This is a genomic window from Candidatus Pelagibacter sp. HIMB1695 (genome assembly GCF_052047655.1).
In the GTDB taxonomy this organism is placed as follows: Bacteria; Pseudomonadota; Alphaproteobacteria; order Pelagibacterales; family Pelagibacteraceae; genus Pelagibacter.
In genome coordinates this window covers 498,565-521,950 of sequence record NZ_JBNAJT010000001.1, presented here as the reverse complement: position 1 = coordinate 521,950, position 23,386 = coordinate 498,565, and the positions used below count along the sequence as shown (strand labels likewise).

At 31.1% G+C, this 23,386-nt stretch carries 23 protein-coding genes; 12 read left to right on the top strand and 11 right to left on the bottom strand.

Annotation, left to right across the window (positions count from 1 at the left end; translation table 11 throughout):
* Position 1 precedes the first annotated feature (1 nt).
* Positions 2–1,003 (bottom strand): inositol 2-dehydrogenase, encoded by a 1,002-nt coding sequence (gene iolG, locus ACTTAX_RS02915; RefSeq protein WP_440676695.1) that lies wholly within the window; start codon positions 1,001–1,003, stop codon positions 2–4.
* A gap of 138 nt (positions 1,004–1,141) precedes the next feature.
* Between iolG and iolE the strand changes: the two genes are divergently transcribed.
* Positions 1,142–2,044 (top strand): myo-inosose-2 dehydratase, encoded by a 903-nt coding sequence (iolE, locus tag ACTTAX_RS02910; RefSeq protein ID WP_440692716.1) that lies wholly within the window; start codon positions 1,142–1,144, stop codon positions 2,042–2,044.
* A gap of 42 nt (positions 2,045–2,086) precedes the next feature.
* Here iolE and ACTTAX_RS02905 read toward each other — a convergent pair whose 3' ends face one another.
* On the bottom strand, positions 2,087–3,052 hold the full coding sequence (locus ACTTAX_RS02905) for a hydroxyacid dehydrogenase (RefSeq protein WP_440692714.1): 966 nt from the start codon (positions 3,050–3,052) through the stop codon (positions 2,087–2,089).
* A gap of 112 nt (positions 3,053–3,164) precedes the next feature.
* Between ACTTAX_RS02905 and ACTTAX_RS02900 the strand changes: the two genes are divergently transcribed.
* From ACTTAX_RS02900 to ACTTAX_RS02890, 3 genes are all read left to right on the top strand, one after another.
* Positions 3,165–3,761, top strand: coding sequence for a TRAP transporter small permease (locus ACTTAX_RS02900; protein WP_440692712.1), 597 nt, complete (start codon positions 3,165–3,167; stop codon positions 3,759–3,761).
* The gene (locus tag ACTTAX_RS02895; protein ID WP_440692710.1) at positions 3,761–5,050 is read left to right on the top strand and encodes a TRAP transporter large permease; all 1,290 of its coding nucleotides are present in this window, start codon (positions 3,761–3,763) and stop codon (positions 5,048–5,050) included. Before ACTTAX_RS02900 ends, ACTTAX_RS02895 begins: the two co-directional genes overlap by 1 nt.
* An 86-nt stretch (positions 5,051–5,136) precedes the next feature.
* Positions 5,137–6,189, top strand: coding sequence for a TRAP transporter substrate-binding protein (locus tag ACTTAX_RS02890; RefSeq protein ID WP_440635021.1), 1,053 nt, complete (start codon positions 5,137–5,139; stop codon positions 6,187–6,189).
* Positions 6,190–6,229: 40 nt separating this feature from the next.
* Here ACTTAX_RS02890 and ACTTAX_RS02885 read toward each other — a convergent pair whose 3' ends face one another.
* Positions 6,230–6,700 (bottom strand): tetratricopeptide repeat protein, encoded by a 471-nt coding sequence (locus ACTTAX_RS02885; RefSeq protein ID WP_262589483.1) that lies wholly within the window; start codon positions 6,698–6,700, stop codon positions 6,230–6,232.
* Between the two features lie 105 nt (positions 6,701–6,805).
* On the opposite strand from ACTTAX_RS02885, the gene ACTTAX_RS02880 reads away from it, so the two are divergent.
* Together ACTTAX_RS02880 and ACTTAX_RS02875 are read left to right on the top strand one after the other, a co-directional pair.
* Positions 6,806–8,038, top strand: a complete 1,233-nt coding sequence (locus ACTTAX_RS02880; RefSeq protein ID WP_440692708.1) for a cytochrome-c peroxidase — start codon at positions 6,806–6,808, stop codon at positions 8,036–8,038.
* Positions 8,039–8,069: 31 nt separating this feature from the next.
* Positions 8,070–9,152 (top strand): Gfo/Idh/MocA family protein, encoded by a 1,083-nt coding sequence (locus tag ACTTAX_RS02875; protein WP_440692706.1) that lies wholly within the window; start codon positions 8,070–8,072, stop codon positions 9,150–9,152.
* Here ACTTAX_RS02875 and ACTTAX_RS02870 read toward each other — a convergent pair.
* The 5 genes from ACTTAX_RS02870 to ACTTAX_RS02850 are packed head-to-tail and all read right to left on the bottom strand — an operon-like array spanning position 9,145 to position 13,865.
* The gene (locus tag ACTTAX_RS02870; RefSeq protein ID WP_440692704.1) at positions 9,145–10,068 is read right to left on the bottom strand and encodes an NAD(P)-dependent oxidoreductase; all 924 of its coding nucleotides are present in this window, start codon (positions 10,066–10,068) and stop codon (positions 9,145–9,147) included. The genes ACTTAX_RS02875 and ACTTAX_RS02870 overlap by 8 nt on opposite strands.
* Positions 10,069–10,105: 37 nt before the next feature.
* Positions 10,106–11,026, bottom strand: coding sequence for a DMT family transporter (locus tag ACTTAX_RS02865; RefSeq protein ID WP_440692702.1), 921 nt, complete (start codon positions 11,024–11,026; stop codon positions 10,106–10,108).
* 10 nt (positions 11,027–11,036) lie between these two features.
* The gene (locus ACTTAX_RS02860) at positions 11,037–12,020 is read right to left on the bottom strand and encodes a phytanoyl-CoA dioxygenase family protein (RefSeq protein WP_440618617.1); all 984 of its coding nucleotides are present in this window, start codon (positions 12,018–12,020) and stop codon (positions 11,037–11,039) included.
* Positions 12,021–12,051: 31 nt separating this feature from the next.
* On the bottom strand, positions 12,052–12,921 hold the full coding sequence (locus ACTTAX_RS02855) for a 2OG-Fe(II) oxygenase (protein ID WP_262589477.1): 870 nt from the start codon (positions 12,919–12,921) through the stop codon (positions 12,052–12,054).
* On the bottom strand, positions 12,921–13,865 hold the full coding sequence (locus ACTTAX_RS02850; RefSeq protein ID WP_262589476.1) for a ketopantoate reductase family protein: 945 nt from the start codon (positions 13,863–13,865) through the stop codon (positions 12,921–12,923). The genes ACTTAX_RS02855 and ACTTAX_RS02850 overlap by 1 nt, the downstream gene beginning before the upstream one ends.
* Positions 13,866–13,952: 87 nt before the next feature.
* Between ACTTAX_RS02850 and ACTTAX_RS02845 the strand changes: the two genes are divergently transcribed.
* From ACTTAX_RS02845 to ACTTAX_RS02835, 3 genes are read left to right on the top strand one after another with little or no spacing between them, the layout of a single operon-like run.
* The gene (locus ACTTAX_RS02845; protein ID WP_440692700.1) at positions 13,953–14,930 is read left to right on the top strand and encodes a DUF1907 domain-containing protein; all 978 of its coding nucleotides are present in this window, start codon (positions 13,953–13,955) and stop codon (positions 14,928–14,930) included.
* A gap of 28 nt (positions 14,931–14,958) precedes the next feature.
* Positions 14,959–15,372 (top strand): MarR family transcriptional regulator, encoded by a 414-nt coding sequence (locus tag ACTTAX_RS02840; protein WP_262589473.1) that lies wholly within the window; start codon positions 14,959–14,961, stop codon positions 15,370–15,372.
* Positions 15,372–16,187 carry a 3-methyl-2-oxobutanoate hydroxymethyltransferase gene (locus tag ACTTAX_RS02835; protein ID WP_440692698.1) on the top strand — a complete coding sequence of 272 codons (816 nt, stop codon included), beginning with the start codon at positions 15,372–15,374 and terminating at the stop codon, positions 16,185–16,187. The genes ACTTAX_RS02840 and ACTTAX_RS02835 overlap by 1 nt, the downstream gene beginning before the upstream one ends.
* Here ACTTAX_RS02835 and ACTTAX_RS02830 read toward each other — a convergent pair.
* Both ACTTAX_RS02830 and ACTTAX_RS02825 read right to left on the bottom strand, forming a co-directional pair.
* Positions 16,184–16,978: an HpcH/HpaI aldolase family protein gene (locus ACTTAX_RS02830; protein ID WP_440692696.1), complete on the bottom strand. Its 795-nt coding sequence runs from the start codon at positions 16,976–16,978 to the stop codon at positions 16,184–16,186. The genes ACTTAX_RS02835 and ACTTAX_RS02830 overlap by 4 nt on opposite strands.
* Positions 16,979–16,980: 2 nt before the next feature.
* A complete protein-coding gene (locus ACTTAX_RS02825; protein WP_440692694.1) occupies positions 16,981–18,423 on the bottom strand; it encodes an NAD-dependent succinate-semialdehyde dehydrogenase in 1,443 nt (480 codons plus the stop codon).
* A 96-nt stretch (positions 18,424–18,519) separates the two neighbouring features.
* Between ACTTAX_RS02825 and iolD the strand changes: the two genes are divergently transcribed.
* Genes iolD through ACTTAX_RS02810 form a run of 3 tightly spaced genes read left to right on the top strand, consistent with a single transcriptional unit; the run spans position 18,520 to position 22,308 of the window.
* Positions 18,520–20,364 carry a 3D-(3,5/4)-trihydroxycyclohexane-1,2-dione acylhydrolase (decyclizing) gene (gene iolD, locus ACTTAX_RS02820; RefSeq protein ID WP_440692692.1) on the top strand — a complete coding sequence of 615 codons (1,845 nt, stop codon included), beginning with the start codon at positions 18,520–18,522 and terminating at the stop codon, positions 20,362–20,364.
* A 6-nt stretch (positions 20,365–20,370) separates the two neighbouring features.
* A complete protein-coding gene (locus ACTTAX_RS02815) occupies positions 20,371–21,528 on the top strand; it encodes a Gfo/Idh/MocA family protein (protein WP_440692690.1) in 1,158 nt (385 codons plus the stop codon).
* Positions 21,529–21,546: 18 nt separating this feature from the next.
* Positions 21,547–22,308, top strand: coding sequence for an SDR family NAD(P)-dependent oxidoreductase (locus tag ACTTAX_RS02810; RefSeq protein ID WP_440692688.1), 762 nt, complete (start codon positions 21,547–21,549; stop codon positions 22,306–22,308).
* A gap of 3 nt (positions 22,309–22,311) precedes the next feature.
* Here the strand turns inward: ACTTAX_RS02810 and ACTTAX_RS02805 are convergent, their stop codons facing one another.
* Positions 22,312–23,313, bottom strand: a complete 1,002-nt coding sequence (locus tag ACTTAX_RS02805; protein WP_440692686.1) for a 4-hydroxythreonine-4-phosphate dehydrogenase PdxA — start codon at positions 23,311–23,313, stop codon at positions 22,312–22,314.
* Positions 23,314–23,386: the final 73 nt, after the last annotated feature.

The following is a 23,386-nucleotide window of genomic DNA, read 5'->3' as shown; positions in this document are numbered from 1 at the left end:
TTTAGAATTTTACATCTACAACTTTGCCACTTTCAAATGATTCATATGCTGCATTAGCTATTATTAAAGCGTTTCTTCCATCTTCAAATCCTACTAATGGTTTTGTTTTATCTTCAACACATTTTACAAACTCATTAAATTGATCTCTGTAAGCTTGCTCATATCTTTCAATAAAAAAGAAATGTATGGGTTCTTTTTCATTTGTAGATGTACTTGTGTATCTTTCTAAAGAAGTTGGGGTTTGATTGTTTGAAATTACCATACCTTTACTTCCAAACACTTCTACTCTTTGGTCATATCCATAAACTGCTCTTCGAGAGTTATTAATATGGATTAAAACTCCTTTTTTTGATTTTAGAATAAACATTGCTGTATCTAGATCTTTTTCTTTCTGTGAATTTTTATCAAACAAAGCACCTCCAAATGCAGATATCTGAACTACAGGATCATCCCCTAAAATAAATCTAGTTAAATCGAAATCATGTATAGTTGTATCTCTAAAAAATCCTCCTGCAGCTTTTAGATAGTCAATCCCTGGGGGCTCAGGATCTCTACTTGTAATAACAACCATTTCTAATTCACCAATTTCTTTTTTTACTCTTGCTTGTTGAGCTTTTGCATGACTTGCATCAAATCTTCTATTAAAGCCGATTTGAATAGGAACGTTTGTTCCCTTTATATTTTCCATGCATTCATTTACTTTATTGATATCTAAATCAATTGGCTTTTCACAGAAAATTGCTTTTCCTGCTTTTGCAGCCATTGTGATAAATTGAGTGTGTGTTGGTGTAGCTGAAGCGATAAGAACTGCATCTACATCATCTGAATTTATTGCTTCCTCAGGTGAAGATGCAATTGAACATCCTGTTGATTTTGATACTTCTTTAGCAAATTCTGAATTAACATCATATATATATTTTAATTTTGCATTCGGATGTGCTGCAATAAATTTAGCATGCATTTTTCCAATTCGTCCTGCTCCCATTAAAGAAAAGTTAAGCATAAGAATATAGAACAGAATTAAAAAATAAAATCAAGAAACATTTTTAAATGATGAATTAAACATCAAATTAAATTATAATTTTCTTGATGCACAAAACATCATAATTTAAAAATAAATTTAACTTTTTAAATAATTAATATGTCAGTAAAATTAGGAATAGCACCAATTGCTTGGAGTAACGATGATATGCCAGAATTGGGTGGTGATACTTCTTTAGAACAATGTTTATCTGAAGCTAGTCAAGCAGGGTTTATTGGAATTGAGTCTGGTGGTAAATTTCCAAAAAAATCAGAAGAATTAATACCTAAGCTTAACGAATTTAAATTAAATCTTTGCTCAGGTTGGTATGGAGCTAATTTAAGAACAAATAGTGTTGATGAAGAAAAAAATCTCATTCAAGATCAACTAAAACTTTTTAAAGATTGTGATTCACCATGTATGGTTTTTGCTGAAGTGTCTGACTCAATTCAAGGAGATCCAAATCGAAAATTATCTACAAGACCTCAAATGGATCTTGAAGAGTGTAAAAAATATTATGAAAAAATTTCTGAAATGGGAAAATATCTTGAGGATGAAGGTATGCCGCTTGCTTATCACCATCATATGGGAACAGTAATAGAGACTGAACAAGATACAGTAAGACTACTTGAGAACACTCATGATAGTGTAAAACTAACATTAGATACTGGTCATATGTTATTTGCTCAGGGAGACTCGTTAAAAATATTAAATGACTTTAGCGAAAGATTAATCCATATGCATTGTAAGGACATTAGAAAAAATGTTTTAGAAAAATCTTTAAAAGAAGACTTAAGTTTTAGAGGAGCATTTTTAGAAGGTGCATTTACAGTTCCAGGTGATGGATGTATTGATTACAAGCCTTTATTTGATGTGTTGAAAGAAAAAAATTATTCTGGATGGTTAGTAGTAGAGGCAGAACAAGATCCTGCAAAAGCAAATCCATTTGAATATGCAAAAATAGGTTACAAGTATTTAACCGAAACTTTAAATCTTAGCGGTATTGAGATTTACAAAAGTTAACTTTCAATAAAAATAAACCTAAACTTTAAGATTAATTTCTTACTACAGTCTTACAATTTTTGATTTTTCCAATGTATCATCGAAATAATCAATTATATTTTGAATTGTTTCTACACCCATTCTTGTCATACATTCATCAGTAAATGCTGCTGTATGTGGACTTAAATAAACTTTTTCATTCTTTAAAAGAGGATTATCATTTTCTGGTGGCTCTTGTTTAAATACATCAATTCCTGCTCCAAATATTAAATCTTCATTTAAAGCCTTATCAAGATCTTCCTCATGAATAATTCCACCTCTAGCGGCATTAATGATGATGCAGTTTTTCTTCATCGTTTTAAGTAAATCATAATTAATAAGATTTTCTGTTTTTTCTGTTAAAGGCATATGTAAAGATATTACATCCATTGTTTTTACTGCATCTTCAAGATTATCAACTTTTTTTCCACCAAGCTTCTCTATTGTATCTTTATCTACAAATGGATCATAGACGAATACATTCATTTCAAATCCTAAACATCTTTTAATAAGTGCTTTACCTATTCTACCAAATCCCATTATTAGGAAATTTTTTTTCCATACTTCAATAGTTTTAGGTAATTTATTTCTATCTTTAAAATTACCTTCTTTAACAGTCGTATGATAAAGCTCTCTTCTTTTTGCAATATTTAGCAAGACAAACATAACATGCTCTGCAACTGTAACTGCATTTGCATTGGCCGTAATAGCAATTTTGATATCTCTTTCTTTAGCTGTTTTTAAATCAATATTATCGTAGCCAACTCCATGTCTAGATATTATTTTAAGATTTTTGGCTTCGTTAATTACCTCACCTGGTAGTTTTGCTATTCTAATTGAAGCACCATCACAATCTTTTATTTTTGCCTTTAAGTTTTCTACTGAAACATCGTCAGTTACCTCTACATCAAAATCTGGATGGTTATTAATTAATTCCATGCCTTTATCATGAACTTTTTGGATAACTAGAATTTTCTTTTTATTACTCATAATTTTATTTAAGCTTTTCTGTTGAAGGCTTTTCTAATACGAAAAATATCTAACAATGTAAAATAGTTTTTTAAAAAGTTGTAATTATTTTCTTATTAAAATAAATTTAGTTGTGAATTTAACTATAAAAACTCTACTTTACATTTTTAACTTTCTTGAAAAGATAAATACTTTTTTTCTAAGAATTGGAAGACAATTTGCATGGATCGCAATTTTTTTAATGGTTGTCGTAATTATGATCCAGGTTTTTTTTAGATATGTTCTCAACAACGCATTACCTTGGCCTGATGAAGTTGCAAGATTTTTAATGCTATGGATGACAGGGTTAATTGCTCCTTCAGCTTATAGGTGGGGTGGTTTTGTCTCAATTGATATGCTGGAAAGATTTTTACCTAAAATCATATCAACTTTTTTAACCTTATTTTTATTGATCATATCTTTATTTGTTTTGATCATTGGACTTGAATTAGGTTTGAAACACATTAATGCTGGATGGATATTTAATTCAGCTTCAATCAAAATTCCATTTAATTTAATTGGCGGCAAAGCAGAGCCAATAAAATTAGCCTGGATGTATATGTCGTTACCTGTTGGAATTATTTTTTTAATTTCAGTAAACATAGAGTTAATTTTAAGAAACTTTTTAAGTAATTTTACAAAATTAGAGTTACCTGAAGATTTAGATAAACAAAAATTGGAGACACAATAATGTTAATTTGGTTTCTCCCTTTATTTTTATTATTTTTGTTAATTGGATTACCAGTATTTTTTGGATTGTTGGCTGCTCCTGGAATTTTACTTTGGCTGAATGATCAATCTAGAGATGGAGCAATGCTTTATAGAAATATTTACAATGGTATTGATAGCTTTCCTTTAATGGCAATTCCTTTTTTTATGTTAGCTGGTGAGCTAATGAATAGGGGAGGAATTACTCAAAGGTTAGTAGAATTTAGCCAGGCGATGATGGGGCATTTAAAGGGTGGCTTGGCACATGTTAATGTTTTAACTTCAATGCTTTTTGCTGGCCTATCTGGATCTGCAGTTGCAGATACTTCTGCAATTGGTTCAATGTTAATTCCTGCAATGGAGAAGCAAGGGTATACTAAAAAATTTTCAGCAGCAATTACTGCAGCGAGTTCAGTAATTGGTCCAATTATTCCACCTTCAGGAATAATGATTATTTATGCATACGTCATGGGAGAGAGCGTAGCTGCCTTATTCCTAGCAGGTATTATTCCTGGAATTTTAGTTGGTGTTAGTTTGATGGTTACAATCAAGTTTATGGCTAAAAGATATAATTTTCCTGCTGTAACAAAAAAGACAACATGGAGACAAAGAGGAAAAGCTTCCTTGAAAGCTTTTTTCCCATTAATGACTCCTGTTATAATTCTAGGAGGTATACTTGGAGGAATTTTTACTCCAACTGAAGCATCTGCAGTTGCAGCTGCTTATGCAATGTTTATTGGTTTGTTTGTTTTAAAATCTTTAGAGTTGAAAGACGTACCTAAGGTTATGACAAAAGCCGCAATGGTTTCATCTGTAGTATTACTTTTGGTTGGTGCTGCAATGGCTTTTAAAACAGTTGTTAGCTTATCTCATGCACCAGAATATCTTGCTGAATTTGTTTTAGGATTAACTGATAATCCTTATATTTTATTATTTCTTATAAATATTTTACTTTTTGTTGTTGGAATGTTTTTAGATGCTGGTCCTGCAATAATTATTTTAGGACCAATACTTGGACCAGTGTTTGTAGAATTAGGTGTACATCCAGTTCATTTTGCAATTATTATGTCAGTTAATTTAACTGTTGGTTTAGCAACACCACCAATGGGTTTAGTTTTATTTGTTGCATCCTCAGTTTCTGGTGAAAGAGTTGAAACTATATCAAAAGCAATATTGCCATTTTTAGCAGTAGAAGCAATTGTAATATTTTTAATTACTTACTTCCCGTCAATCTCAATGACCATTCCTTTACTTACAGGTTTTGCAAAATAATTTTAATTTTTAGATAATAGACACAGAGGTTCAATTTAGGTATAGTTTCTATACTTTAATATATATTTAAAGAGAGGGAAATAATAATGAGTAAATTAATTAAATCATTCTTTTCATTATTATTCTTAATTAGTTTTACAGCTTCTGTTTCAGCTGCTGATTACAATTTAAGAATGACAATGAACTCTAATGATCAAGATGAAGACTATGATGGTGCAGTAGTATTTAAAAACTATGTAGAAGCAGCATCAAATGGAAAAATATCTGTAGAACTTTTCGTAGGTACACAGTTATGTTCTAAAGGAGCAGAATGTTTACAAGGTGTTTCTGATGGAAGCATCGACGTTTACATTTCTACTTCTGGAGGAGCAGCTGGTGTATTCCCATACGTTCAAGTTTTAGATTTACCATACCTAATGGCAGACGACAGAATTGCTGAAGATGTTATGCAAGGTGATTTTGTAAGAACTATGAGACAAATGGCTCTTAAAGATTCAGGCGATACAATAAGATTAATGACTATCGGAAATACTGGTGGATGGAGAAATTTTGCTAACACTAAAAGAAGAGTTGCAGAACCATCAGACATGAAAGGTCTAAAAATCAGAACTGTTGTAGCTGACTTACCTCAAGAGCTTGTAAGAGCTTTAGGTGCATCACCAACTCCTATTCCATGGCCAGAATTATTTACATCTTTTCAAACAGGTGTAGTTGAAGGTTCTAAAAATGGAATAACTGACATTATGAACATGAAGTTTCCAGATGCAGGTCTAAAATATGTTACTTTAGATGGCCATGCATACATGGGAGCACTTTGGTGGATGAACAATGCAAAATATCAATCTATGCCAAAAGAACTTAAGAAAGTTATTACGGATGGATTTTATGCATTGCAACAAGCTACATTTGCATCTCCAAAAAGAAAATCAATCAAAGCGTATGAAGACTTTGTAGCAGGCGGTGGAGATTTATATGTTCCAACTCCAGCACAAAAAGCTAGTTTCAAAAAAGCTGCTAGTCCAGTTTATGATTGGTTTAAGTCAAACGTTAAAGGTGGAGGACAAATCTTTGACGCTTTAACAAGTGCAGTTGCTGATGCTGAGAAAAAAGCATCAAGTGCATACGACAAAGACTTATAATCTTAATTTAATGATGGGGCGGATTTAATTATTCGCCTCATTACCTAAACGGATAAATCCAAGCTTTGTAATCTTTAATAAGTATATGCGCTTTTTCAATTTGTTCAGGAGTCATTTTTTTAACAACTTCTTCTTGAGAAATCGCAGCATCAGGATCGCCTCCAATAGCAGACAAACCATACCACATGTAAGCTCTAACAAGATCAGGGGCAGGAAGTCCTCTACCGATTTCATAATACCACCCAACACCCGATTGAGCACCAGGATGACCTTTCATCGAAGATCTAAGATACCATTCAAAAGCTCTAACATCGTCTTGCTCAACTCCAAGACCCATTGCATACATTATTCCAATAAGCTCTTCAGCATCAGCGTTCCCAGATCTGGCAGCTGGCATCAGTTCTTCCATAGCTTCTTGAAATTTTCCAGCTTCCATCAAATCTCTAGCATTTTCAATTTCTGCAAAAACTATAGATGGAATAAAAAAAATTATAAAAAAGTATCTCAACATATAAAAATATTAATATTTATAATTCCATTTTTAATTTCAGCAAACAAAACATATTCAATTGAATTACCAAAACCTTTAACAAGTAATGATTTTCATAAAGTTGATATGGAAAAGGTTAAAATAGGAAGACTTTTATTTCATGATAAAATTTTATCTGCCAATCGTAATATTGCTTGTGCAACTTGTCATAGCCATGATCTAGGAGGGTCTGATGGACTTTCATTAGGTATTGGTGAAGGAGGACATGGTATTGGATTAGAAAGAACAGCTGGATCAGGGGATGATAAAATTAAAAAACGTATTCCAAGAAACGCTTTAGCATTATGGAATTTAGGATTTAAAGATATTACCACATTACTTCATGATGGAAGAGTGACTAAATCTGATATATTTGGAAATGGTTTTAATACCCCAGCACAAGAACTGCTTCCAAAAGGTCTAGATAATATAGTAGCGGTACAAGCTTTATTTCCAATGACAAGACAATTCGAAATGGCTGGAAATCCAGGTGAAAATGAAATTATAGGACTGGTTTCAAAAGTTGGTAAAGACAGCATGAGAATTGATAGAGTTTGGCCTGTGATTACTCATAGAATAAGAGGAGTTCCTGAATATGTTGAGATGTTTAAACATGCTTTTGATGATGTGGATAATGCTTTAGACATAAATATTACACATATAGTAAACTCAATTGCAGCTTTTGAAATTCATGAATGGACATCTTTTGACTCTCCATTTGATGAATATTTAAACGGAAATAAATCAGCTTTAAATCAAAATCAGATTGCAGGTATGAATTTATTCTATGGCAAGGCTAATTGTAGTTCATGTCATTCAGGGTCTTTATTGTCTGATCAAAAATTTCATTCAATAGGTATTCCACAATTTGGACCGGGCAGAACCAGACCTTTCGATCCTTATGCACGTGATGTTGGAAGAATGGTTGAAACAGATGATGTGGATGACATGTATAAATTTAAAACACCTGCGCTAAGAAATGTTTCTTTAACGGCACCTTATGGTCATAATGGTGCTTATCCAACACTTAAGGGCATAATTAAACATCATTTAAATCCAGTAACTATGAATAAAAATTGGAAACCTCAATATGCAAATTTACCAAAGGCTCCATGGTTAGAAAAAATAGATTTTGTGACTTTTTCTGACAAAAGAGAACAGGATAGAATTATTTCAAGTATAGATATCAAGCCAATAGATTTAAGTGAAAAAGAAATTGATCAATTAGTCTCTTTTTTACAATCTCTAACTGGAAAAAGTGGAAATCAAAGACCACTCGGTAAACCAAAAAAAGTACCAAGTGGATTAACAATTGATTAAATTTATTTAATTAAACTGATAGATAATAAATATGGAAAAAATTAAATATGGAATAATTGGAGCTGGCACGATGGCTCGAGAACATATTTTAAATTTATCTTTGATAGACGAAGCTGAAGTAGTTGCTCTTTCAGATCCTCACGAAGAGTCTTTGAAACAGTGCCAAGAACTCCTCAAAAAGGAAGTTGTTTGCTTTAAAAATCATCAAGATTTGATTAAAGAAAATTTAGTCGATGTATATATAATCTCATCTCCTAATTTTACTCATATTCAAATTTTAAAAGATGTAATTCAAACTGAGAAACACATATTGGTTGAAAAACCTTTGTGTACTAAGACAAAAGATTGTTTAGAAATAGAAAAACTTACTAAAGATTATCCATCAGTATTTTGGACTGCAATGGAATACAGGTACATGCCTCCTGTTTCAAAATTTATTAAAGAAATTCACAACAAAACAATTGGTGACCTAAAAACATTAACAATAAGAGAACACAGGTTTCCTTTTTTAAAAAAAGTAAATGATTGGAACAGATTTGAAAAAAATACTGGAGGAACTTTAGTTGAAAAGTGCTGTCATTTTTTTGATTTGATGCGTTTTATTATTAAGAGTGAGCCCGTAAGTGTTTATGCGAGTGGGGGACAAGATGTAAATCATTTAGATGAGGAATATGATGGAAAAAAACCAGATATTATTGATAATGCTTACGTAATTGTTAATTTTGAGAACGGCTCAAGAAGTATGCTTGAGCTTTGTATGTTTGCTGAAAATTCTGAAATGCAAGAAGAGTTAACCGCAACAGGAAATATCGGTAAAATTGAAACTTCAGTTCCTTCAAACGAGTCTGGAAAAACTACTTCTGATGTAAGAATTGGTATGAGAGATGGAAAAATTAAACAAGAAAGTATTAGTGTAGATCCAAAAATACTTGAAGCAGGACATCATCATGGGTCAACTTATTATGAACATTTAGCCTTTATAAATGCAGTAAAAAATAAATTAAAGCCAGAGGTATCTTTGAATGATGGATTAATTGCAGTTGCTGTTGGAGAAGCTGCTGAGACATCAATTAAACTTGGAAGAGTAGTAAAGCTAAACGAGATAATTACTTAAAAAAATCTATCGCCTTTTTAACTATAAAATTACTAACTCTTATATTTGACTCTGTTGTCACACCTGAAATATGAGGAGTTAAAATACAATTCATTTCAGATGTTATTCTTTCGTATAAATCTTTTTTAATAGGTTCATTTTCAAACACATCTAATGCAAATCCTGAAATTATATTTTGATTATAAGCATCTATAAGATCGTTCTCATTCACAACACTACCTCTAGAAGTATTAATTATTATTGGCTGTTTTTGCATTTTAGAGAATGAAGACTTGTTGATTAAATTTTTAGTCTCTTCTGTTAATGGTAAGTGTAAAGAAATAATATCTGCATTTTTAAATACATCTTCTAATGAAGATAATTTATAATTTTTTTCATTATCATCTAATTTTTTAATGTAAGGGTCGTAAGCCAAAACATTTAGACCATTTTTCAAACCAAAGTCCGCAACCTTTCTGCCGATGGTACCAAAACCTACTATTCCAATACACTTTTCATTTATTTCAGCAGATTTAATGATTGTTCTAGGCCAATCACCTTTGACTGTTCCATGATGAAACATAGGAATTTTTTTTATTAAAGACATAGAAGATGAAATCACATATTCAGCTACAGAGTCTGCATTCATACCAGTTGCAGGTTGGACATGGATATTTTTGGTTTTACAAAATTCAGTATCAATGTTGTCTAAACCAACACCCAATCTTCCTATAAATTTTAAATTATTAGCGTTAGATAAAATATCTTTATTTACTTGAGTTTTATTTCTGACAATTAAACCATCATAATCTTTAATAATTTCTTTAAGCTCATCCTTTTTTTCCCAAAGCTTTTCATCAAATTTGATTTCAAAACTACTGTTTAGATCGTTCAAACTGCCTTGGTTAATAAACTCTGTTATTAAGATTTTAGCCATACTTATTTATATATATTTTTAACTTAAATTGAATAACTTACTTTTTTATTGAAATTGTTGTTGGTCTTATTGAATTTGAAACAATATTTCTAGAAAGTTTTATCTCTCTTAAAACAATATAAATTCCAGCACCAATTATAAAAACATTTCCTAAATAAATATTCCAAGTAGGGATTTCATTAAAAATATAAAAACCGATCAATGCACCAATTAATAATTGAACATATTGTGTATTTGCAAATATTGAAGCAGGAAGATGTCGAGCAGAATTTATAATAAAAATCATTCCCATTCCTCTTAATAAACCTGCATTAAAATTTAAGAAAAAATCTGTTTTAGTCATTGGTATATAAAGCTCAAATGTAATCACACCTGAAATAACAATTAAGATTAACTTTCCAATTATTAAAAATGAATACACACTCTCTGATTGACCATATTTTTTAACCAACAAATGACCTACTGAAGAAAAAATTGGTATTAATAATGCCAATAATACATAGTTATTAATTTCTTTTCCAAAAGGATCGATTGCAATTATTGTTCCAATAAAACCTACTAATATTGCCGTATATCTTCTCCAACTTACTTTTTCTTTTAGAAAAATTACAGAACCAATTGTTAACACAAAGGGTGTAAAGAAGATTATGCTATACATGGTTGTCAGTGGAAGTTTATTTATACAAAGAAAAAATAATCCCATTGAAATTATTAAAGTTATTGCTCTAACCAAATGTACAAAAAAGTTTTTAGTCTTAATTTTTTTCCAAGAATTTCTAACTTGCGTGTAAAGTAAAATTGGCAGTAATGCCGATAAAGAATTAATAAATATTATTTGTGTTACATGATAATAATTTGTCAATTCTTTTGCTATAGAGTCCATGATAACAAATAAGGAATAACCAAGAATTGCTAAAAAAAAGTCTACCGAGTAGACACGGGTAGTTACTGAATTCATTTGTTAATTTTTATAATAATTTTGAAAGATCTTTTTTACTATTCTTAAACGTCGGCAAAGGATATTTAAAGGCATATTTGCGTGGAATACATTTTTCTTTTGCTTTTTCCCAAAGAGCTAACCATTGTTTAAAATTCTGAATTTTAAGATTTTTTTTATTTTTGCTTCTTACATAGAAATTTGGAAGTGGATCTCTCCCAGAAGGTTGACCAGCTACATTGTATCTAAGGTCTGCACTTATTCTAAAATCATTTGATCTATTAGGTAAGGAGCAGTGAATTGAATGTTTATGCAAAAGAATTACATCTCCAACGTCTGCCTCTAAGTGAATATGCTGCATTTTATCCAGTAATTTACTGTCTTTAATTTCTACTTGGCCTCTATAACCAGCAATATGATTTAATAATCCCATTTTATTAATTTTCTTAACAGTAATCATGCATCCATTTTTTTTTGTAGTTTTTGTAAAAGGTATCCACACAGTAACCATGTCAGTCAATTTTTGCCCTTTAGGACTGAGAACTGCAGCATCCTGATGCCAAGGTGTTCTTCCACTTAAACCGTCTAAAATTGAACCTTTTGGTAATTTTTTTTCAGGTTGTTTAATTCTAGTATTTTGTACTGGATTAGACATGATTTCTTTTCCCAAAATTTTTTCAACAACATCTAAAATATTTTTATTAGTAATTAAATTCCATAAAGATTGAGTAGCAAAGTAATCACTATCTTTCTTAACGTGATCTCTTGGCAATCTAGTATTAAAATATTGATCTAAATCATCAATTTTTAATTTCGATATATAAGAATATTTTTTTTTAAAATCTAAATTAAGAACTTTTTTTACATCCTTTTTTTTCGCAAATTTTTGGATTAAGCAATCCATTACAAATTCCATGTCATTAAGGATTGGCTTTAAATCTCTTTGATAGTTAAGAACATTTTTTACTTTTAAATATCCTTGTTCAAATAATTTCTTTTGTAGATTATTTGGCATTAATAGAACCTAGTAGAAATTTTTAACAATATCAATTCTTAGGAGCAGTTGTTAAATAATTTGCATCATGAAAAGAAGTTAACATTTTTTTCTTCGTACTGATGATATGTGGATAGTAAGCTGTTCCTTTATAATTCCAAATAACTGGCTTATTGAGTGCGTAACTTCCATAAATAAAAAATCTTTTTGGACAGTTTTTTTCTATAAAACGTTTAACTCCATGATAAGAATTTGGTGTAGATTGAAAAAATACCACAGTTCCTTTCTTTGGAGTAAATGCTTTTACTATTTCTAATTCACTCATTTTTGGAAATCGCCTGAAACTTTTTCTTAAATTTTTCTTTGATTTTTTTCTATAAATTGTAAGTGATCCTCCATTTTTCTTTGGAATATCTGTTAGATAAATTAAGAAATTATACAATCTCGTAATATCATCTCTATGAGGACGCAGTCTGTATCCTCCTTTAGAAACCGAAAAATCAATATCTAAATTAACTTTTGGGTTCGTGTAATTGTTTCCTAATAATTTTTTTAATTCACTTGAATTTAATTTCTTTTTAATAGTAAATTTTTTTTGATTAAATATTTTTGGTTTGTGAGTGTTTGTCCAAGATCCATCTTTAAAATTTTTAGAAAAAAGAGTTTCAATTTTTTTATAAAATGCCTTGCTATTAAAAAGTTTGAAGAGTTTTGCAGAATTATTTGAAGATTTAATATAGTTATTAAAATTTTTTGAGCCTTTATTAATTCTGCTTCGACCACCCATTATCATGTCATCAAAAGCTTTAGATTTACTAATTTCATCAATTAATAAATTACAAGTATTTTTCTCAACGACTTTATCTCCAACTAGTACAGGAAAATTACTTTTAATTTTTTTTAATCGATTAATTTTAAGCATTAACTATACATACCTTCTTTTACCTTGATCATTTTATACATCAGGTCATTTAAAGGTGTTTTTACTCCATGTTTTTTTCCAATTTTAGAAACAGCACCACTTATAAAATCAATTTCTGTTTTTCTTTTGTATTGAACATCAAAAGCCATTGAAGATTTGTTAGTTTGCATAGAATCTACAATTTTATTGAACATAAATAGACACTCATCTTCAGAAACATTAACTCCATCAGCAAGTGCTACTTCTCTTGTCTCTAAAATGATTTCTTTACCAAGCCCTCTTGAAACATCATTAGCCTTATTATTTACGTAAAGATCGGTGTGATGTAGGTCAAATATAGCTGAAAGAGGACCAATCGCTGTTAGAGCAAAAAGCTTCATCCATTTTCTTTTTTTAACATCTTCAGCTGCAATCATTTCTAAATTATGTGCAGTAAAAGTATCAGCTATTTCTGTAATTCTTTCCGTTATTCCTCCTTCATATTCACCGATCCATGAAGGCAATGCGCCATGGTTCATTATATGACCTGGTCCTAAAATATTAGAAGCTTGTGTTGTTGTTCCACCGATTACTTTTTCATTTCCAACGATACTTTGAATTATTGCTTCATGACCAATTCCATTTTGAAAAGACATGAAAACTGTTTTTTCACCAATAATATTTTTAATGCTATTTAACGCTGGTTCTAACGCAGTTGCTTTACACATAACAATCACTGCATCCATCTTATCTAACGATGATGGATCTGAAGTAGCATTAACTTTAATTATACGATCACCACCGTGACCATCCATTTTCAAACCATCTTTATTAATTGCATCAACATGCTCTTTCCAAACGTCAATTAAAGTTACATTTAAACCTTTTTCAGCTAGCAATCCTCCAAACAGACATCCCATTGCACCTGCGCCTAATACGGCTACTTTTAAATCTTTATTTATCATCGTTACCTTTTTAAAATTATTTATGTATAGAAATTATATATATTATCTATAGACAATATGCAAAATAAATTATAGCTTATTAACATCATGCAATTAAAAATAGAAAAAGGAACTTTCACAAATCATTCACTTGAAGATATAGCGAATGCATTAAAAAAAGGACTTTCAGAAAATTTTAAAAATGTAGAAGTTGAAGTTGTAGATTGTCCTAATCTTCGTGAATGGGATTGTCCATCTGAAGGGATAAGCGGTAACCAAAAAATCATTGATGTTGGTGGTGAGCCATACATGCATGATCCTAATTTTATCGGTGCTGAATTTGATTACCAAGAAATTTCTAAAATGATTGGATCAGAAAAATCTTATGCATTAGGTGCTGGATCTGGTGCAATGTCGTGTTTAGATGGTCACTGCGGAGAATTAGTAATTAATGAAAATTTAATTACTGACGAATCTAGATCTATAATTGCAAGAGTAAGTCCTGATAAAAAATGTATTGTTGAAAAATATAGCGCACGAAAACACGGTGGACTTGGAAATATTTATTATACAGATGGTAAACAAGGAAAAGTAATTAAAATAAAAATCAAAGGAAGATCAGGTAATCAAGGTTCACTTCCGCAAGCAATGAGGTCTTCTTTATCTAATAATTTAAACCTAAATGAAAATGAACACATTGCTATCGCGGGTGTGTTTAGAATTTTAGAAGGAAAAGTAAGATCGCATGTTCAACCAGATTATAAAGATATCAAACATGAATACTATGATCCAAAACAAATGAAGTGTGTAAAAGATTTTCTTCAATTTTATGAACCTGTTGGTCCAAAATTACAGTGTTATACAGTTCTTTGGACTGGAGATCCTACTGGAGGAGAATTGAATTTAAGAGAGTCTGGTGAACATACTCATTTTCATTCTTATGAAGACGATAAAGATGCTGGTCATTACCATTTTGATGTAACACCAGATGAAATAGAATATGAAGGATATTTTAATACAGCCTCAGAAGTGCATAGAGTAAATAACATTTATAAAGAGCTAATAAGCAAAAATAGTATTGAATAGAAAACTTAATAAGTTTAAGTTTATTTAAATGAAAAGACAGTTTAAGTATCCAAAAAATTTTGAAGAACAGAAAAAGATTTCAAAATCAACTCAGAAAAGAATTACATTAGCTGAAATTTCGCTTGGAGATTTTGAGGGAAGGTTAGCAAATGATTTATTAAATTGGTTTTCTCTGACACCTCAACATTGGATTATGCTGCACATGGTTATGCTTGCTTATTATAAAAATAAATCTATTACAAAAAATGAACTATTAAGAGTTATAGAGAAATCTTATTTAACTTCTAATGTTTATATCGATACAGCAATCAAGAAAGGTTATTTTAGAATTATTAGAAACGAAAAGGACAAAAGATCAATTTTTATTTTACCATCAGTTGTTACCATTAAGACTTTTGAGGAATTTATTGATCGAAGAGACGTTCTTTATAAAGGTATTTAATGAAGAATGTATATACATGGGCTGCAAAACCAGCCAAAAGATCAACTACAGTAGGTGATTTAAAAGCAACCAAAGGTAAAAGAAAATTTACTCAAGTTACCGCAAATACTGTTGATGAAGCTTCAGCTGCTGAAAAAGCTGGCTTTGACATGATTATTGCTAACGCTAAAAATGTTATTCCAGTTAGGGAAGGGTCCAAAAATCTTTTTTTAACCGCAGCTTTAGTTTTGAACGAATTTGTTACAGCAGATGATATTATGCGTGGAGCGTTCAAAGCTTTAGAAAATGGTGCTGATGCAGTGATGACACCAAGAAGTATGGACATAGTAGAAATGCTAGCAAAAGAAGATGTGCCTGTTATGGGTCACTTAGGATTAGTTCCAAGAAAATCAACTTGGATAGGTGGACTTCGAGCAGTTGGTAAAACTGCAAATGAGGCTTATGAGTTATTCCAAAAATTTAAAAGATTAGAAGATGCAGGAGCTTTTTCTGCTGAGTGTGAAGTAATACCTGAAAATGTAATGGGAGAAATTTCTAAACGAACAGATATTGTAACTGTCTCTTTAGGATCTGGAAGAAATGCAGATGTGATGTATTTATTTATGGAAGATATTTGTGGTGATACTGAAAATCCTCCAAGACATTCTAAAGCTTATGGAAATTTATTAAAACTTAGAAATGAAATTAAGGTTGAAAGAGTTAAAGCTCTTAAAGCATTTAAAAAAGATTCTATGGCTGGAAAGTTTCCAAGCAAGAAACAATCCTCTAATTTAGATAAAAATCAGTTTGAAGAATTTTTAAATCAACTTGATTAATAAGTAGCGTCGTTGTCTTTTTTAGACAAAGAACCTTTCATCTTATCAACAGTTGCTTTAGCGCCAGCACTTAAAGCTCTTAAATCAGAAGCTATTGTTACAAAATCAAAACCTTTTTCAATCATCTTCGTTGCATAGTCTGTTGTACCATTATGAATTCCTGCAAAAATATTATTTTTCTTTGCATGTTCTAGAATTCTCAAAATTTCAGAATAAGCTTTTGTAGTTTCAGCTCGATCAAATCCAGGTTTTTCTCCAATTGCTAAACTTAAGTCTGCAGGCCCAATATAAATTCCATCAACACCTGGTGTAGACATTATCTCATCTAAATTTTCTAAAGACTCTTTAGTTTCTATCATTGCTAATTTAAGAATTTCTTCATTAGCGTGATCTGCATAATCTGCACCACCATAAATTAATCCTCTAACAGGACCAAAGCTTCTGTAACCATCAGGTGGGTACATACATGCTTGAACAAAATTTTCAGCTTCTTTTCTATTACTGACCATTGGACAAACAATTCCATAACAACCAGCATCTAAAATTTTCATTATTTGTCCTGGCTCATTCCAATTAACTCTAGCAAGTGGAGTGACATCTGTTGTCGAAATTGTTTGAAGCATCGGAAGAGCATTACTGTAATCAACTAATCCATGCTGCATATCTATAGTTAATGAGTCCCAACCTTGATGTGCCATTGCTTCTGCAGATGCAGTACTTGGAATTGCGCACCAACCATTAATGACGGGTTTACCGTCTTTCATCATTTGTTTAATTTTATTTTTTCTCATAATTATACCTTTAATGCCATGTGCGTGTATTTAACGTTTAGATAATCTTTGATCGCCATTGATCCACCTTCACGTCCATAACCAGTTTGTTTGATACCACCAAAAGGAGCTTCTGCTACAGCAACTGCACCAGTATTAACAGCGACACAACCAGACTCTAACATTTCAGAGCCTCTGTTGGCTTGATCCATGTTATTTGTATACAAATAACTGCATAAACCAAGGTCGTTATTGTTTGCTCTTTCAATAACTTCATCAAATGTTTTAAACGTAAGAACTGGCACTAAAGGACCAAATGGTTCTTCTCTCATAATTGTAAAATCATCTTTTACGTTATCAAAAACAGTTGGTTCATAAAAATAACCTTTGTTAAAACCAGAAGGTCTTTGTCCTCCCATTAAAACATCAGCTCCTTCATTTTTTGTTGTCTCAACTAGTTTTTCAATTTCTTCTAATCTTTTTGCAGTTGTAAGAGGACCAAGCTCTACACCTTCATCCATACCATTTCCGATTTTTAATTTCTTTGCTCTATCCATAAAAGCACCTAGAAATTCATCTTTTTTATTTTCTTGAATATAAAATCTGTTTGGAGAGATACAAACTTGCCCGTTGTTTCTAAATTTTGCAGTTATCGCAATATCTGCAACTTTATTCATATCAACATCATCACAAACTATGAAAGGTGAATGACCACTAAGTTCCATCGTTACTCTTTGGACTTTATCTGCAGCTTTCTTTAATATTAATTTACCAACTCTTGTTGAGCCTGTGATTGATACTTTTTTGATAATATCAGACTCTAACAACTCATTTGAAATTTCTGCAGGATCACCAGATAATAAATTAACCACACCATCAGGAACTCCTGCTTCTTTACAAATATTAACTAATTCCATAACTGCACCAGGTGTAATTACATCTGGCTTACAAATTACAGAGCAACCTGCTGCTAATGCTGTTGAAATTTTTCTTGCAGCCAAAATAATTGGAAAATTCCATGGTATTAAAGCAGCCACAACACCTACTGGCTGATAATAAACATGAACTCTTGTATCTGGAAATCTACTTTGAACTGTTTGACCATATATTCTTTTTGTTTCTTCGGCATTCCATTCAAATATATCTGCTCCTCCACCAACTTCTCCAACTCCTTCAGCAAGAGGTTTACCAACTTCAAGTGTTAACCATTTAGCAAGAACATCTTTTTTTTCTCTCATTAGATCTGCAATTTTTCTAATTACATATGATCTTTGCCATGGTGTAGTGTTGCTCCAAACTTTAAGACCTTTCTCAGCTGACTTTAATGCTTTTTGTACATCCACTGAAGATGCTTTTGATGCTTTTCCAATCACTTCCTCTGTTGCAGGATTGATTACATCATAGGTTTCTTTTTTTTCTGCTTCTTGCCATTTTCCATCAATGAATTGTCCAAATTTGCTATACATAATTTTTTATTTTTTTTTAAGGTTTACTAAGTTAGGTTTTTTATTTTATAAATATAAATATATAAACACTATACATAAAAAAAAATAAACTAATTTATGAAAAAAATCACTCTTACTTGTGCACATGCAATCGTTAAATATTTAATAGCTCAAAAAATATTAATTAATGGCAAAAAAGAACCACTCTTTCCTGGTGTCTTTGGAATTTTTGGACATGGAAATGTAGCGTGTTTGGGTCAAGCACTTGAAGAAAATCAAAAAGAATTACCAACTTATAGAGGCCATCATGAGCAGAATATGGCTTTAACTGGAATAGGGTATGCTAGAGCTAAAAGAAGACAACAAATTTTTGTTGCTACATCATCTGTTGGCCCAGGAGCAACCAACATGGTTACTGCAGCAGCAGTTGCAATGAGTAATAGATTGCCAATTTTATTTTTACCAGGTGATACTTATGCAAATAGAATGCCAGATCCAGTATTGCAACAAGTTGAACATTTTAATAATCCAAGCATAACTGCAAACGATGCTTTCAAACCAGTTACAAGATATTTTGATCGTATCACTAGACCTGAACAAATAATTCAATCTTTTCCTATAGCAATTCAAACAATGTTAGATCCTGCTGATTGTGGTCCTGCATGTATTGCGTTAAGTCAAGATATCCAAGGTCAAACTTTTGATTATCCAGAAGAATTTTTCCAAGAAAAAGTTCATACAATTAGAAGACCAAGACCAGATGAATTTCAAATTAAAGAGGCGGCTGAAAAAATTAAATCTTCAAAAAATCCAATTATAATATCTGGAGGGGGAGTTTTTTATTCAGATGCAATGGAAGAGTTAAGTCAGTTTGCAATCAAACACAATATTCCAGTTACACAAACTGTAATGGGTTATTCAACAATGAAGAGAGATCATTCACATTTTGCAGGTCAAATAGGAGGACTTGGTGGAAAAAATACAAACTCATTAGCAAAACAAACTGATCTTGCTATTGCAATAGGTACAAAGCTTGCTGATTTTACAACAGGATCATGGGCAAACTTTGAAAACGAAAATTTCAAATTAGTCTCAATTAATGTATCAAGATATGATGCCAACAAACATTTAGCACAAGCTGTTGTTGGAGATGCAAAAGTTTCATTAACTGAACTTTCTCAAGCTTTAGGTGATTGGAAAGCAGGAGAGGATTGGAATAAGAAATCTCAAACTGAACTTAAGTCATGGAATGAACATATAGATAAAGAGAGCGCTCCAACTAATCAGGAAGTTCCAAGTTATGTTCAGGTAATTGGTGCTATTTATAGAAATTCTGATCCAACAGACATTGCAGTTACAGCTGCAGGAGGTTTGGTGGGTGAAGTAATTCAAGTATGGAGACCAAGAGAACTTAATACTCATGAAACAGAGTGGGGTTTTAGTTGTATGAGTTATGAAATATCTGGAGCATTAGGAATTAAGATGGCTAATCCAGATAAAGAAGTGATCTCATTTGTTGGCGATGGTTCTTATCTATTAAATAATACTGATATTTATTCTTCAGTAATTACAAAAAATAAATTGATCATCGTTGTTTGTGATAATGGAGGTTTTGCAGTTATAAACCGACTTCAATTATTCAAAGGTGGAAAAGAGTATAACAACTTATTAAAGAGCTCAAACACACCTGGCTTAGTTGATGTAGATTTTGCAAAACATGCAGAGAGTATGGGGGCTAAATCTGAACACGTTACTTCAATTTCAGATCTTGAAGCTGCATTTAAAAGAGCTAAAGCATCTGATGTAACTTATGTTATTTCAATTAAAACTCATGCTTATAAATGGGTAGAAGGATCATCTTTTTGGGATAGTCCAACTTTAGAAATACCAACTACTAAAGAAAATGAAGAAGCTTTAAAACTTTACAAAGAAGGAAGAAGCAAACAAAGACAAGGTATTTAATCCTTTATGAACAAAGTATTTAAAGTAGGCCTTATAGGATGTGGTCATATTTCAGAAACTTATTTTAGAGCTCAGGAGTATTTCAATAATATCAGAATTGTTAAATGCGCTGATATTAATATGGAAACAGCGAAGAAGTGTGCAATTCATTACAATATTGAAGCTGTAACTGTTGAAGAACTTCTTAAAGATAAAGAGATTGAAATAATATTAAACCTTACAATTCCTGGTGCACATTTTGAAGTTTCAAAAATGGCTTTAGAAAATGGTAAACATTCTTATGCCGAGAAACCCATGGCTGTTAACTTTGAAGATGGAAAAAAATTAGTTGAACTTGCTAAAGAGAAAAATCTTTATATTGGAAATGCACCAGATACTTTTTTGGGTGGGGGAATTCAGAAAACTCGTGAACTCATTGATAACGGTGTAATTGGTGACATTAAATTAGGTAATGCTATCTTTGCCTTTCCTGGAGTGCAATCTTATCATCCAAACCCAGAACCTTGGTTTGCTGAAAATGAAGGGGGTCCTGTGATAGATATGGGTCCATACTATCTTACAGCATTAGTAAATTTAATTGGTCCAGCAAAACAAGTACAAGGAAGATGTACAAAAGTTTTTGAAGAAAGAGAAATTGGGATAGGTCCAAAAAAAGGTCAAAAATTTAAAGTAGAAACTCCAACAACTTATCTTGCAACTATACAATTCGAAAATGATTGTATTATACAGATTACTTTATCTTTTGATGTGGTCGCTCATCAAAGAAACCATATAGAATTGTATGGTAACAAAGGATCAATTATTGTTCCAGATCCAAACATGTTTGGTGGATCTGCTTTTGTTTCAGTAACTGCTGGTGGTAATTGGGGTGAGCATAAAACAGATATGATGCCTTTAGGAAAGATAAATATTAAAAGTCAAAGCTCAAGAGCAAATGAATCTCCAACAAATGCAAATTATAGAGGAGCCGGTCTATCTGAGATGGCTTATGCAATTGAAAACAATTTAGAACATAGATGTAATGGTGATCTTTCATTACATGTTTTAGATATAATAGACTCAACTATGAGAGCATCTCAAACAGGTATTCCACAAGAAATAAAAACTACCTGCAAAAAACCAAAACCTTTTACTTTAGAAGAAATAAAAAAAATATTAAACTAATCATAAATTGATATTCTAATGAAAGTTCAATATTTTGACTTAAAAGATAAACGTGCTTTAGTTTCAGGTGGAGCATCTGGTATCGGTGCATCAATTGTTGAGCATCTTTGTGAACAAGGTGTTGAGGTTTATTTTTTTGATATAGATAAAAAAGAAGCTCAAAAATTAATTTCGAAAATAAAAAAGAAAAAACAAAAAATACCTACTTTTCATTTTTGCAATATTAAAAATATAAAAAAATACAAAACTCTAATCCAGAGCATTATTAAAAAAAAAGGCCCAATTGATATTTTAGTAAATAATGCATCCAATGATCAAAGGCACACACTTGAAGAAGTTACCGAAAAATACTGGGACGACAGAATGGCAATAAATTTGAAACACTATGTGTTTGCTATTCAAGCAGTTAAAAAAAGTATGATTAAAAATAAAGGTGGATCAATTATAAATTTAGGTTCTGTTAGTTGGATTAGAGGAGCAGTTATGTTTCCAGCATACAGTACTGCAAAAGCTGCAATTTATGGTTTAACAAAATCTTTAGCTAGAGATTTAGGGCAACATAATATTAGAATAAACTCTATTGCCCCTGGTTCAGTTGCAACTAAAAGACAGTCAAAATTATGGTTAAATCCAAAATTTAAAAAAGAAATTTTAGATAAACAGTGTCTTAAAAAACAAGTATTACCTGAGGATGTCTCAAGGATGGTTTTATATTTAGCATCAGATGTTTCATCTGGATGTACTAAACAAAATTTTACAGTAGATGCGGGTTTAATTTAAAGCTTAGCTTAACTTCTTTTTATTTTCAGCCATTGATAGTGCAATTTTAAATGAATTTAAAATTGGAGCTAAGTTAGCTTCATTTTTACCAGCAATTGCAAACGCAGAACCATGTGCAGTAGTTGTTACAGGAACAGTTAATCCACCTTGAACAGTAACTCCTCTATCAAAACCAAATGCTTTAAGTCCAGATTGAAGTGCATCATGATACATTCCAACCATACAATCATGGTTTTTATTTTTATAAGCAACTACAAAAGAAGTATCACATGGTAACGGACCATCTGTATTAAATCCGAGCTTTTTTGCTTCTTCTATTGCTGGAATAATTTCATCTTTTTCTTCAGTGCCAAATTCAGCATGTGGGTTAAGTGCTTGAACTGCTATTCTAGGATTTTTTACGCCATTCAATTCCATAACTTCATTAATTAATCTAATAGGCTTTAAGATATTTTCTTTTGTGATGTGCTGTGCAACTTCTTTAATTGGAATGTGAGAGGTTACTCTTGCAGTCCAAAAATTATCTATAACATTAAACTCACAACAAAAACTTTTTACATCTAATTTTTCAGCCATTAATTGTAATTCATCTGAATGGGTATTTCCTCCAAGCTTTAAACTTGTCTTATTCATTGGAGCAAAATTAATAGCATCAATTTTTTTTTCTTTAGCAAGAGTTAATGCTAAATCTAAAGCTTCTAAAACACTTTCACCTGATTCTTTTGAAGGTTCAGCTATTTTATAATTATGGTTTTTTCCTTTAGATATATCTAATAAAAATCTGTTTGATTTATTAAAATCAATTTGATCAAAATTTTCAACTATTTCAAGTTTGTGAGAGTTGCCAGTTACATTATTTCCACTCTCGAGAATTTGTTTTTCGCCAATAACAACAATATTTGCTTTATTTGTTATTTCTTCACTTAATAATTTTGAAATAAGTTCAGGTCCTATTCCTGCAGGATCACCAAGTAGTAGAGCTATGTTAGCTTTTGTTTGAGTCATTTTTTACTTTACGTATTATATCTGAGTATGATTATATATTTATATATAAGTTATATATATAAAAACTAAATAA

What these genes read in the sequence shown, in the direction of transcription:
- iolD (WP_440692692.1), top strand. Translation starts at nt 18,520, where the DNA reads ATGAAAAAAATCACTCTTACTTGTGCACATGCAATCGTTAAATATTTA.
- ACTTAX_RS02880 (WP_440692708.1), top strand. Translation starts at nt 6,806, where the DNA reads ATGGAAAAGGTTAAAATAGGAAGACTTTTATTTCATGATAAAATTTTA.
- ACTTAX_RS02870 (WP_440692704.1), bottom strand. Translation starts at nt 10,068, where the DNA reads ATGGCTAAAATCTTAATAACAGAGTTTATTAACCAAGGCAGTTTGAAC.
- ACTTAX_RS02865 (WP_440692702.1), bottom strand. Translation starts at nt 11,026, where the DNA reads ATGAATTCAGTAACTACCCGTGTCTACTCGGTAGACTTTTTTTTAGCA.
- ACTTAX_RS02855 (WP_262589477.1), bottom strand. Translation starts at nt 12,921, where the DNA reads ATGCTTAAAATTAATCGATTAAAAAAAATTAAAAGTAATTTTCCTGTA.
- ACTTAX_RS02890 (WP_440635021.1), top strand. Translation starts at nt 5,137, where the DNA reads ATGAGTAAATTAATTAAATCATTCTTTTCATTATTATTCTTAATTAGT.
- ACTTAX_RS02830 (WP_440692696.1), bottom strand. Translation starts at nt 16,978, where the DNA reads ATGAGAAAAAATAAAATTAAACAAATGATGAAAGACGGTAAACCCGTC.
- ACTTAX_RS02840 (WP_262589473.1), top strand. Translation starts at nt 14,959, where the DNA reads ATGAAAAGACAGTTTAAGTATCCAAAAAATTTTGAAGAACAGAAAAAG.
- ACTTAX_RS02885 (WP_262589483.1), bottom strand. Translation starts at nt 6,700, where the DNA reads ATGTTGAGATACTTTTTTATAATTTTTTTTATTCCATCTATAGTTTTT.
- ACTTAX_RS02835 (WP_440692698.1), top strand. Translation starts at nt 15,372, where the DNA reads ATGAAGAATGTATATACATGGGCTGCAAAACCAGCCAAAAGATCAACT.
- ACTTAX_RS02905 (WP_440692714.1), bottom strand. Translation starts at nt 3,052, where the DNA reads ATGAGTAATAAAAAGAAAATTCTAGTTATCCAAAAAGTTCATGATAAA.
- ACTTAX_RS02805 (WP_440692686.1), bottom strand. Translation starts at nt 23,313, where the DNA reads ATGACTCAAACAAAAGCTAACATAGCTCTACTACTTGGTGATCCTGCA.
- ACTTAX_RS02825 (WP_440692694.1), bottom strand. Translation starts at nt 18,423, where the DNA reads ATGTATAGCAAATTTGGACAATTCATTGATGGAAAATGGCAAGAAGCA.
- ACTTAX_RS02845 (WP_440692700.1), top strand. Translation starts at nt 13,953, where the DNA reads ATGCAATTAAAAATAGAAAAAGGAACTTTCACAAATCATTCACTTGAA.
- ACTTAX_RS02860 (WP_440618617.1), bottom strand. Translation starts at nt 12,020, where the DNA reads ATGCCAAATAATCTACAAAAGAAATTATTTGAACAAGGATATTTAAAA.
- iolE (WP_440692716.1), top strand. Translation starts at nt 1,142, where the DNA reads ATGTCAGTAAAATTAGGAATAGCACCAATTGCTTGGAGTAACGATGAT.
- ACTTAX_RS02815 (WP_440692690.1), top strand. Translation starts at nt 20,371, where the DNA reads ATGAACAAAGTATTTAAAGTAGGCCTTATAGGATGTGGTCATATTTCA.
- ACTTAX_RS02875 (WP_440692706.1), top strand. Translation starts at nt 8,070, where the DNA reads ATGGAAAAAATTAAATATGGAATAATTGGAGCTGGCACGATGGCTCGA.
- ACTTAX_RS02895 (WP_440692710.1), top strand. Translation starts at nt 3,761, where the DNA reads ATGTTAATTTGGTTTCTCCCTTTATTTTTATTATTTTTGTTAATTGGA.
- ACTTAX_RS02810 (WP_440692688.1), top strand. Translation starts at nt 21,547, where the DNA reads ATGAAAGTTCAATATTTTGACTTAAAAGATAAACGTGCTTTAGTTTCA.
- iolG (WP_440676695.1), bottom strand. Translation starts at nt 1,003, where the DNA reads ATGCTTAACTTTTCTTTAATGGGAGCAGGACGAATTGGAAAAATGCAT.
- ACTTAX_RS02850 (WP_262589476.1), bottom strand. Translation starts at nt 13,865, where the DNA reads ATGATAAATAAAGATTTAAAAGTAGCCGTATTAGGCGCAGGTGCAATG.